This is a genomic window from Terrisporobacter muris (assembly GCF_024621905.1).
Classification (GTDB): domain Bacteria; phylum Bacillota; class Clostridia; order Peptostreptococcales; family Peptostreptococcaceae; genus Terrisporobacter; species Terrisporobacter muris.
In genome coordinates this window covers 1-10,229 of record NZ_JANKBY010000117.1, presented here as the reverse complement: position 1 = coordinate 10,229, position 10,229 = coordinate 1, and the positions used below count along the sequence as shown (strand labels likewise).

The following is a 10,229-nucleotide window of genomic DNA, read 5'->3' as shown; positions in this document are numbered from 1 at the left end:
TAATATATTTTGTTAAAACTATAATTAGTAATTGTTATTTTAAAATAAATATATATAAGGAGAATTTATATGATAGATTTAGTTTTGCTAGGATGTGGTGGTAATGTACCTATGCCTAATAGAAACCTTTCCTCTTTATTTATTAATTATAAAGGGAAAAAAATTTTAATAGACTGTGGCGAAGGAACTCAAGTATCAATGAGAATGAAAAATTGTGGTTTTAAAGGTATCGATTTGATTTTAATAACTCATCTTCATGGTGATCATATAATAGGTCTTATTGGTCTTCTATCTACTATGGGTAATAGTGGCAAAACTGAAGATTTAACTATTATTGGTCCTAATGGAATTATAGAAGCTATGAAGGCTATAAAAGTTCTTGTTGAATATTTACCTTATAACCTACATATAGTAGAAAATCCACAAGAAACTTTTGTACTAGAAAATCATCCTGTTTTTAAGGATTTAGAAGTCTCAACTCTAGAATTAGATCATTCTACTGAATGTTTAGGATATAGTTTATATTTTAAAAGAACTCCTAAATTTAATATGGAAAAAGCTAAATTAAATAATGTTCCTCAAGCCCTATGGAGTAGACTACAAAAGACTGATTCTGTTTTTTATGATAGAAAAATGTACACTTCAGATATGGTTTTTGGTGATAATAGAAAAGGTATTAAAATTAGTTTTGTTACAGATACTAGATTTTTACTTACTATACCTGACTTCATAGCTGACAGTGATTTATTCGTCTGTGAAGCCATGTATGGAGACGACATGGACATTTCAAAGGCTGTTAAAAACAAACATATGACTTTTACAGAGGCTGCTAGCTTAGCATCTTTGGGAAATGTCAAAAAACTACTTTTGACACACTTTAGTCCTTCTTTAGAAAATCCTAATAAATACTTAGAAAATGCTACAAGAATATTTCCAAATACTATAGTTGGAGAAGATAGGTTATCCTTATCTTTAAATTACGAAGATTAAAAATAGTGCTCAATATAATGAGCACTATTTTTATTGAATATTTTCTAATTCTAATACCTTATTTATACAAGGTTCTATTTTATGTATACCATACCTTATAGTATTATTCACCTCATATAGTCCCTAATTATACTTCCTCACCTTCTATATACTCAAGTATATCCCCTGGCTGACACTCTAAAACTTTACATATTTCATTTAGAGTTGTAAACCTAACAGCCTTAGCTCTATTATTTTTCAATATGGATAAATTAGCATTAGTAATATCTATCTTATCCGCTAAATCTTTCAGAGACATTTTTCTTTTTGCCATCATTACATCCAAGTTAACTATTATAGCCATAATTATCTCCTATACAGTAAATTCATTTTCCTCTTTTATTGTAATAGCTTGATCAAAAGCATCTGCTATTACAAAACATAAAAGACCTGCTATAAAATATATACACATGCTTGGCGTTATAAAAACTCCTGGAGCCAAATCTACAAATCTCATTCCACTAACACCATAAATTATACTAAAAACATAGTCTATGCCTAAGTTTATAAGTAATAAACAACCTATTCTTTTAAACTGCTTTACATTTGACTTTATAAATATGTTAACTTTAGAGCTACTTACTATTTCTAATAACGAAATAATCATCATAAAATATGTAATCCCTATTACAAATGCTCCAATTCCATGAACTATCGTATTTGTATCTTTAATATTATTAAAAATATATGGAATACCCATAATCACTGCCATTAAGAGAATCAATCCTAGCATGAAAAATATTACTATTAATGAAGTACTCAATACACTTTTTGTTTTTGTTGCATTTTTTAACATAATTTACACTCCCTTTTATTTCTATATTATTATAATAACAGGTCGTATATCGTTTTTCAATAAATTAATATTGAATTTTAATATATTTTTATCATAAAAGATTAATACATTAAATTTTCAACAAAGAAAAAAGAAAGGCTTAATCATCTGCCTTTCCTTATTTTTACTGTTCATCTGATTTTATTGCAATCCATGCTTTATCATACATTTTTTTTACATCTAATGGGAAATCTTTGTAAATTTCACATATATTCATTATTTCTGTAGGCATATATGCATTTGGATTATTTCTAACACTTTCTGGTTGTTCTTTTCTTGCCTCTTTGTTAGGAGTTGTATATCCTATTTCATCAGCTATTCTAAGGGCACTTTTCTTATCACTTACAAAGTTTATAAACTTTTCAGCACCTTCCACATTTTTAGCATTTTTAGGTATACATAAACTATCAATCCAGAAATTTGCACCTTCTTCAGGAACTACATAAACTAAATTTGGGTATTCGTCTTGTAAATTTAAACCTTCACCAGACCATATCATATTTATATCTGTTTCTCCTGCTGGAATCATAGTAGTACCATTATCTACACCATATAAAGGCTTAACTAATTTTCTTTGTTCTAGTAGCAATTCTTTTGCTTCGTCTATTTCTTTTTGATTAGTTGAGTTTAAAGAATAACCTAATTTTTTTAGTGCTACACCTATAGTGTCTCTATATGTATCAAACATAAATATTCTATCTTTATACTTTTCATTCCATAGTATATCCCAACTATTCACTTCTTCTTTTACTACATCTTTATTATATATAAGCCCTACTGTTCCAAACATATATGGTACTGAGTATTTATTCCCTGGGTCTATTTCTAGGTCTAAGTATTCTTCATCCATTTGAGATATGTTAGGTATGTTATCCTTATTTATTTCTTGGATAAGCTTTTGATCTATCATCCTTGGCATCAAAGCATCTGATACTAAAACAACATCGTACTTACCTGCTCCACTTTTAATTTTCGAATACATAGCTTCCATATCATCAAAAGTTTCAATATTAACCTTAATATTATATTTTTGTTCAAATTCTTTTACTGTTTCATCGTCTATATTTTCTCCATAGTTATAGAAATTAATTTCTTGAGTGCTTTGTTTATTACTACATCCTACAAAAAAAATACCCATAATGACTATACAAATTGATAAGCTAAATAATTTAATTAGTTTCTTCATACTTCACTCCCTAACATTTTTTATTTTAATATTTAATATTCTTTTGGATTATACCATTATTTTTTTAATTAGTCTAATTTAATAAAACACACAATACCTCATAGTATAATTTATGATTTATTTGTATATCACATTCTACAATATAATTTTTTTTTCATTTTTATATCTTTACACAAAAAAAGCGAACTTAATTTAAGCTCGCCTTTTAGCAACTATTATCTTCTTTGAGATCTCTTAGTTGGTTTTCCTTTTTTAGTCATACCTTCTTCTGTTACTTTTTTAACTGAAGCTTTTTGACCTGGGAATAATATTTTGGGTTCTTTTACATTCTTTCTATATAATGTAAATTTAAAACCTATAGCTTGAACGAACTCAGCTCTTAATGCTTTACATATAGCATTCGCTGCTTCTTTAGTATCTATCCCTGCTGTTTCAAGTATAGTTACTTTAACTAATTCTCTTGAGTCAAGCATTGCATCTAATTGCTCTAAGAAACTTTCTGTTACACCCTCTTTTCCTATTTGAGTTATAGGTTTTAAAGTGTTTGCTAAAGATCTTAAATATGCTCTTTGTCTTCCGTTTAACATATTGTCACCTCTTTTATATTAAATTTTAGTCATAGAATTCAAATTCTATATCGTATATCTTAACTGTATCTCCGTCTTCAATTCCCATATCTCTAAGTTTATCAAATACACCCTCTGATTCCATAGTTTTTTGGAAGAATTGAATAGATTCCATATCTTCAAAGTTGACAGAGTACATAATTCTTCTAAGTGATTTACCTGTAACCACATATACTCCATCTTCTATTTCAACATTTAACCCTTCTTCTTCAGCTGAATCTAATTCTGGTACATATAATTCGTCTTCAGAAACAAGTTCTATATCTTCAGCATCTTTTAATATTTGAGAAACATAAGATATAACATCATCTACACCTTCTCTTGTAGCTGCAGACATTTTGAATACTTTATATCCTCTTTCTTCTAAAGTTACTTTGAACTCTTCAAAGACAGATTCATCTTCAAGTATATCTATTTTATTGGCTACTACAACTTGAGGCCTTGTAGCTAATTTTTCATTGTATAATTTAAGTTCATCATTTATATTATCAAAATCTTCTAAAGCATTTCTACCTTCTAGTCCTGAAATATCAACTATATGTATTAATACTTTAGTTCTTTCTACGTGTCTTAAGAAGTCATGACCAAGTCCAACTCCTTCAGCAGCACCTTCTATAAGTCCTGGTATATCAGCTAATACAAAACTATCTCCAAACTTAGTTTGAACCACACCAAGGTTTGGTGTTAATGTTGTAAAGTGATAGTTTGCTATTTTAGGTTTAGCAGCTGTAACTACTGATAAAAATGTAGATTTACCTACGTTAGGGAATCCTAATAATCCTACATCAGCTATCATTTTAAGCTCTAATATAACCCATCTTTCTTCACCATCAGTTCCTGATTTAGCAAAGTTAGGAGCTTGTCTTACTGCGTTGGCAAAATGTTGGTTTCCTTTTCCGCCTCTTCCACCTCTTGCAACTACAGCTCTATCTCCTTCTGCTTTTAAGTCAGCTATTATTTTATTAGTAGCTTCATCTCTTATTATTGTTCCAGCTGGTACTTTTAAAACTAAGTCTTCACCATTTTTTCCAGCTTGTCTTTTTTTACTTCCATCTCCACCTGGAGTAGCTACATATTTTCTTTGGTATTTAAAGTCCATTAGTGTTCTTAAGTCGTTATCAACTTCAAATATAACACTAGCGCCTCTTCCTCCGTCTCCACCATCTGGTCCACCTGCAGGAACATATTTTTCTCTTCTAAATGATACTGCACCGTTTCCACCATTCCCAGCTTTGACAAATATTCTTGCCTTATCTATAAACAAAAGTGGCACCTCCTATTAGAATTTGCATTCTATTCAAATTCTCATTATTTAAAAAGAAAAGGAGTGTAAATACACTCCTCTCCCTTTATTATTCAGCAACTTGTACTGGATATATACTTACTTTTTTTCTTTTTTTGTCTTTTCTTTCGAATTTAACAGTACCGTCTATTAATGCGAATAAAGTGTCATCTCCACCTTTACCTACATTAGTTCCTGGATGTATTTTAGTACCTCTTTGTCTTACTATTATACTACCAGCAGTAACTAGTTGTCCGTCATATCTTTTAACACCTAATCTTTTAGCGATTGAGTCTCTACCGTTTTTAGAAGACCCTACCCCTTTTTTAGATGCTAATAATTGTAAGTTCATGTTTAACATTTGGAGTCACCCCCTACTTTTTTAAGATTTTTATATTGTTTCGATAATCCTTTTGGATTGATTTCATTGTTAATTCAAAATGTTCTAGTAATAAATCAGTTTTTTCATTTAAACTTTCTTCGTGAACTAGACATTCAATAAAACCTTCTTGGCCTATTACAGAATCAAATTTTACTTTTGCTAATCTATCTAATGAATTGATAACTCCAATTGCATTAGAAGTCACTGCTGAACAAACAATATCTTGTCCTATTGGAGCAAAATCAGCATGTCCTTTTATTGTAAAACCTTTACGTCTGAAATCGTCTGTATAATGATATTTTATCTTTATCATTTCATTAACCTATTACTAAGCGTTTATTTTTTCAACAACTATCTTAGTGTATGGTTGACGATGACCTTGTTTTCTTCTGTAGTCTTTTTTAGCTTTATACTTGTAAACTACTATTTTCTTAGCTTTTCCTTGCTCTACTACTTTAGCAGTAACAGAAGCACCTTCTACAACTGGAGCTCCAACAACTAGTTCTCCTTCTGCATTAGTACAAGCTAATACTTCGTTTAAAGTTACTTCTTCACCAGCTTGTGCTTCTAACTTTTCAACGAATAATACATCACCTTCAGCAACTTTGTATTGCTTTCCACCTGTTTTAACTATAGCGTACATTAATATACACCTCCTCGGTCTAAGAACTCGCCATCAAGGTATTTCCAAAGGAAAATTTTCACCTTTTCTGTGCGGCATTACAGTTATAAATAATACTACTTATTGAACAAAATGTCAACTAGCTTACAAAAATAATTTTATATTTTTCATAAGCCACTTCTTTATTTTCTTTTAGTAAAATGTTCATTTCATATTTTTTACTTATTTTATTAATTAGGCCCATATAATTAACTTTAATTTTGTTAATTACTGAGGGGTTAAGTTCAACTGTTATATCATTATAGCATGTATGATATTTTATTCTACTTATTTCTTTTTCCAAATCATCCATAATATAGTTTATTGATTTTGTTGATGAATTTCCATTGCAAATACCACATTCATCTAAATAGTACTCACTTATTGAATTTCTTTCTCTTCGCCTTGCTACTTCCACAAGACCTAATCTTGTGAGTCCTAATACTTCAGATTTTCTTTTATCTTTTCCTAGATAATAGTTTAAAGATCTTAATAAGTTTTCCTTATTTTTCTTTTTAACCATATCAATAAAGTCAATTATGATTATTCCACCTATATCTCTAAGTTTTAACTGTCTAGCAATTTCTATACATGCTTCTTCATTAGTTTTATATACTGTGTCTTCTCTATTAGATATTCCAGTAAACTTCCCTGTATTAACATCTATTACAGTTAAAGCTTCTGTTTTTTCTATGATTAAATAACCACCACTTTTTAACCATACTTTTTTACCAAGTGCTTTATCTATTTGACTTTGTACTTTATATAAATCAAAAATATCTTGATTCTCTATTATTTTTAGTTTGTTTAAATAATCTTTATTAATAGTTTTTAAGATATTTTTTATTTCTTCGTATTTATTATTGTTATTTACTACAATTTCTGTAACATCTTCGTTTACATTATCTTTTATGTATTTAGTTGATGCATCTAACTCTTTGTATAGTAGTTTAGGTCCTATGCCTAACTTGAACTCTTTTGTAATAGAGTCATATTTTTCTTTTAATTCTATAAAATCTTTTTCTAATTCTTCTTCTCTACATCCAGCAGCTTCTGTTCTAATTATAATTCCACAATCTTTTCCCACAAGTTTTTTTACAATCTTTTTAAGTCTAAATCGTTCTTCTTCGTCTTGAAGCCTATTAGATATAGTTACTCTATCATTAGTTGGTATATAAACTAAATATCGACCTGATAGGCTCACTTCTAAATTTAACTTCGGTCCCTTTGTTCCCACTGCTTCTTTATTAATTTGAACCATAATATCCATACCAGATTTTATATTAGAATCTTTTTTTAGAGGAAGATAAGCTAGTTTTTCCATGCCTATATCTACAAAGCAGGCCTCTAAGCCTGCTTTTACATTTTTTACTATTCCTCTATATATGTTAGATACTAATTTATTTTTTTCATTTTCTTCTATTAATAATTCTACAAGTTTATCATCTTCAACTATGGCAGTTTTTTCTGATGATACTAAGGTTTCAATTATTATTTTTTTCATTATTATCCTCACTATAACGGAGTTACTAATTCTCCATCTACTATCTTATAAAGGTCTCTTCTTATTATTTCAACTTCTTTTGGATCCATTTCTATATCTAATATTCCAAGTAACACTGGTACAAATATATTAGTATTTAAGTTAGCTTTAGACCCTGTTGCTATAATAGCTTCAAAAGTAGCTCTATTATCATCTAATACAACTAAGTCAAAAGTTTTAATCATTGGTCTTATATCAACCTCTACCATTTTACCTTTTTTATTTTTCTTACTTATCATTATTGATTTACTTGTTACAAACTCAAGCACTCTAGCTTTTACTAATTCTTTGCTTAAAGGAGTTTCTAAATCTATGTTAAATAAATATTCTCCATAGACTATTTCTTGTGCAAGAGCTGGAGTTTGTGGAGTTATTTCTTCTGCTTTTATAAATTCCACACCCATTGGTAACTCTTCGTTTATTCTTTGTAAAAATTCTTCAGCAGATATATCATCTTCTATTTCTATATCTACATATTCTCCTTGACTTTCTGTTCCTAATGCTAAGGCATTAGCATAACTCATTTTTGGATGAGGGTTAAATCCTTGAGAATAAGATAAATTTATTTCTGCTCTTCTAAAAGCTCTTTGTAAAAGTCTTTGCAAGTCAAGATGAGATATAAATATCATATCATCTTCTTTTTTATATTTAGCTCTAATTAACTTACTCATAATTAGCATAGCCCCCTTCCTAAGTCAGTTGTATTTATTCCACAACCATTACATCTATGTCTACAATCTGGCGTAACTGCATCTTCTTTTGCTTTATTATTCTCTCTTATTAAGAATTTCTTAGATACACCTACATCTATGTGATCCCAAGCAAATACTTCATCGTAACTTCTCTCTCTGTGAGCATACCAACTTATATCTAATCCATTTTTCTCCATAGCTTCAGTCCATATATCTAAGTTAAAGTATTCTGACCATCCATCAAATTTAGCTCCAGCTTTGAAAGCATCATAGATAACTTTACCTATTCTTCTATCTCCTCTAGATACAACAGCTTCCATTAAACTAGTTTTTGAATCATGGTAGTTATATCTTATATCTCTATTTTTTAGAGCTTTAACTAAATATTGTTGTTTTTCTCTTACCACATCTCCCGTATCTTGTGGATGCCATTGGAATGGTGTAAATGGTTTAGGCACAAATGTTGATGTACTTACTGTTACTCCGAATTTTCTTGATAGTTTTCCACCATGTACTTCTCTATAAGTATCTATAACATCGTAAGCTAAATCTCTTATTCCATCTAAATCTTCATATCTTTCTGTTGGAAGACCAATCATGAAGTAAAGTTTTACACTATGCCATCCCATTTCAAAAGCTTTTGTAGTGGCATTTTTTAAATCTTCTTCACTTACACCTTTGTTTATAACATCTCTCATTCTTTGAGTTCCTGCTTCTGGTGCAAATGTAAGACCTGATTTTCTAACTTGTTGTATTTTTTCCGCTATTTCCATTGTAAAGTTATCAAGTCTAAGTGATGGTAGTGATATACCTATATTTTTACTTGCATATTCTTCAATTAGAACATCTGTAAGTTCACTTAATTTTGAGTAGTCACTAGTTGATAATGAAGATAAAGATATTTCATCGTATCCAGTACTCTTTATTAACTTATCTAATGATTCTTTTAAAGTATCTATACTCTTTTCTCTTATTGGTCTGTAAATCATACCAGCTTGACAGAATCTACATCCTCTAGTACATCCTCTGAATAGCTCTAAAACTACTCTTTCATGAACAGTTTCTATGTAAGGAACTATTAATGCTTCTGGATAAGGAACTTCATCCATATTTTTTATTATTCTTTTTCTTGGATGAGCTGGTACTCCTTCTCTATTTGGAACTGTTTCTTTTACTGTTTTATCTTCGTTGTATGTAGCATCATAAAAACTTGGTATGTAAACTCCTTCTATTTTTGATGCCATCATTAAGAAGTCTTCTCTAGTTGTTTTATTTTTCTTCCACTCTTTATATAGGTTTAACACTTCTAAGTTAACTTCTTCACCTTCTCCAAGGATTACTATATCCACGAAATCTGCTAAAGGTTCTGAATTATAAGCACAAGGTCCTCCAACCATTATAAATGGATCATCTAGCTTTCTGTCTTTAGCTAATATTTCTATTTTACCTAAATCTAATATGTTTAATATATTTGTGTAAGAAAGTTCATATTGAAGAGTAAATGTAACAAAATCAAAGTTTGTTATAGGTTCTCTTGATTCTATTGCAAATAGAGGTATATTTTTTTCTCTTAGTATCTCCTCCATATCTACTGCTGGAGAATAAACTCTTTCACAATAAACATCTTCATCACTATTTAATACTCTATATAAGATTTGACTTCCCAAGTGACTCATCCCTACTTCGTATAAATCAGGGAAACACTGTGCATATCTTATTAAACCTTCTTTGCTAGTATCTTTATGTATTGAATTTACTTCATTTCCTAAATATCTAGCTGGTTTTTCTACTTTTTTTAAAATTTTTCTAAACTCTGCTTTATCCATCTAATATTGAAACCTCCGATAAACTAATTGTAATTCACATAAATTTTATTATACACTATAAAATATTTGGTATCAAAATTTTTTAATTTTAATCATATAATTACCTTATTACTTATATTATCGCGCTATTATTATTCATTATACTTATTTTAGAACAACTTTATCTA

At 29.2% G+C, this 10,229-nt stretch carries 12 protein-coding genes; 1 reads left to right on the top strand and 11 read right to left on the bottom strand.

Annotated elements, in window-relative coordinates; translation table 11 throughout:
- Positions 1–69 precede the first annotated feature (69 nt).
- Positions 70–990, top strand: coding sequence for a ribonuclease Z (locus NSA58_RS10425; protein ID WP_039679790.1), 921 nt, complete (start codon positions 70–72; stop codon positions 988–990).
- Positions 991–1,117: 127 nt separating this feature from the next.
- Here the strand turns inward: NSA58_RS10425 and NSA58_RS10420 are convergent, their stop codons facing one another.
- From NSA58_RS10420 to NSA58_RS10370, 11 genes are all read right to left on the bottom strand, one after another.
- Positions 1,118–1,333 (bottom strand): helix-turn-helix domain-containing protein, encoded by a 216-nt coding sequence (locus NSA58_RS10420; protein ID WP_039679789.1) that lies wholly within the window; start codon positions 1,331–1,333, stop codon positions 1,118–1,120.
- A gap of 9 nt (positions 1,334–1,342) precedes the next feature.
- Positions 1,343–1,825, bottom strand: a complete 483-nt coding sequence (locus tag NSA58_RS10415) for a DUF2975 domain-containing protein (protein WP_074079662.1) — start codon at positions 1,823–1,825, stop codon at positions 1,343–1,345.
- A gap of 163 nt (positions 1,826–1,988) precedes the next feature.
- Entirely contained in the window at positions 1,989–3,050 is a 1,062-nt protein-coding gene (locus NSA58_RS10410; RefSeq protein ID WP_039679787.1) for an ABC transporter substrate-binding protein, read from the bottom strand.
- Positions 3,051–3,265: 215 nt separating this feature from the next.
- The gene (locus NSA58_RS10405) at positions 3,266–3,637 is read right to left on the bottom strand and encodes a YhbY family RNA-binding protein (protein WP_039679786.1); all 372 of its coding nucleotides are present in this window, start codon (positions 3,635–3,637) and stop codon (positions 3,266–3,268) included.
- A gap of 25 nt (positions 3,638–3,662) precedes the next feature.
- Positions 3,663–4,940, bottom strand: a complete 1,278-nt coding sequence (gene obgE / locus NSA58_RS10400; RefSeq protein WP_039679785.1) for a GTPase ObgE — start codon at positions 4,938–4,940, stop codon at positions 3,663–3,665.
- Positions 4,941–5,028: 88 nt separating this feature from the next.
- Entirely contained in the window at positions 5,029–5,319 is a 291-nt protein-coding gene (gene rpmA / locus NSA58_RS10395) for a 50S ribosomal protein L27 (RefSeq protein WP_039679784.1), read from the bottom strand.
- Between the two features lie 13 nt (positions 5,320–5,332).
- On the bottom strand, positions 5,333–5,653 hold the full coding sequence (locus tag NSA58_RS10390; protein WP_039679783.1) for a ribosomal-processing cysteine protease Prp: 321 nt from the start codon (positions 5,651–5,653) through the stop codon (positions 5,333–5,335).
- A gap of 15 nt (positions 5,654–5,668) precedes the next feature.
- Positions 5,669–5,983 carry a 50S ribosomal protein L21 gene (gene rplU / locus NSA58_RS10385; protein WP_039679782.1) on the bottom strand — a complete coding sequence of 105 codons (315 nt, stop codon included), beginning with the start codon at positions 5,981–5,983 and terminating at the stop codon, positions 5,669–5,671.
- A gap of 118 nt (positions 5,984–6,101) precedes the next feature.
- Complete coding sequence (locus tag NSA58_RS10380) at positions 6,102–7,505, bottom strand: Rne/Rng family ribonuclease (protein ID WP_039679781.1); 1,404 nt, start codon at positions 7,503–7,505, stop codon at positions 6,102–6,104.
- Between the two features lie 11 nt (positions 7,506–7,516).
- Positions 7,517–8,215 carry a TIGR03936 family radical SAM-associated protein gene (locus tag NSA58_RS10375; RefSeq protein WP_257560434.1) on the bottom strand — a complete coding sequence of 233 codons (699 nt, stop codon included), beginning with the start codon at positions 8,213–8,215 and terminating at the stop codon, positions 7,517–7,519.
- Positions 8,216–8,217: 2 nt separating this feature from the next.
- Positions 8,218–10,062: a TIGR03960 family B12-binding radical SAM protein gene (locus tag NSA58_RS10370; protein ID WP_257560433.1), complete on the bottom strand. Its 1,845-nt coding sequence runs from the start codon at positions 10,060–10,062 to the stop codon at positions 8,218–8,220.
- Positions 10,063–10,229 lie beyond the last annotated feature (167 nt).

Coding starts and splice junctions, on each gene's coding strand:
- rplU (WP_039679782.1), bottom strand. CDS start 5,983: ATGTACGCTATAGTTAAAACAGGTGGAAAGCAATACAAAGTTGCTGAA.
- NSA58_RS10370 (WP_257560433.1), bottom strand. CDS start 10,062: ATGGATAAAGCAGAGTTTAGAAAAATTTTAAAAAAAGTAGAAAAACCA.
- NSA58_RS10390 (WP_039679783.1), bottom strand. CDS start 5,653: ATGATAAAGATAAAATATCATTATACAGACGATTTCAGACGTAAAGGT.
- NSA58_RS10380 (WP_039679781.1), bottom strand. CDS start 7,505: ATGAAAAAAATAATAATTGAAACCTTAGTATCATCAGAAAAAACTGCC.
- NSA58_RS10420 (WP_039679789.1), bottom strand. CDS start 1,333: ATGGCTATAATAGTTAACTTGGATGTAATGATGGCAAAAAGAAAAATG.
- NSA58_RS10415 (WP_074079662.1), bottom strand. CDS start 1,825: ATGTTAAAAAATGCAACAAAAACAAAAAGTGTATTGAGTACTTCATTA.
- NSA58_RS10410 (WP_039679787.1), bottom strand. CDS start 3,050: ATGAAGAAACTAATTAAATTATTTAGCTTATCAATTTGTATAGTCATT.
- NSA58_RS10375 (WP_257560434.1), bottom strand. CDS start 8,215: ATGAGTAAGTTAATTAGAGCTAAATATAAAAAAGAAGATGATATGATA.
- rpmA (WP_039679784.1), bottom strand. CDS start 5,319: ATGTTAAACATGAACTTACAATTATTAGCATCTAAAAAAGGGGTAGGG.
- NSA58_RS10405 (WP_039679786.1), bottom strand. CDS start 3,637: ATGTTAAACGGAAGACAAAGAGCATATTTAAGATCTTTAGCAAACACT.
- NSA58_RS10425 (WP_039679790.1), top strand. CDS start 70: ATGATAGATTTAGTTTTGCTAGGATGTGGTGGTAATGTACCTATGCCT.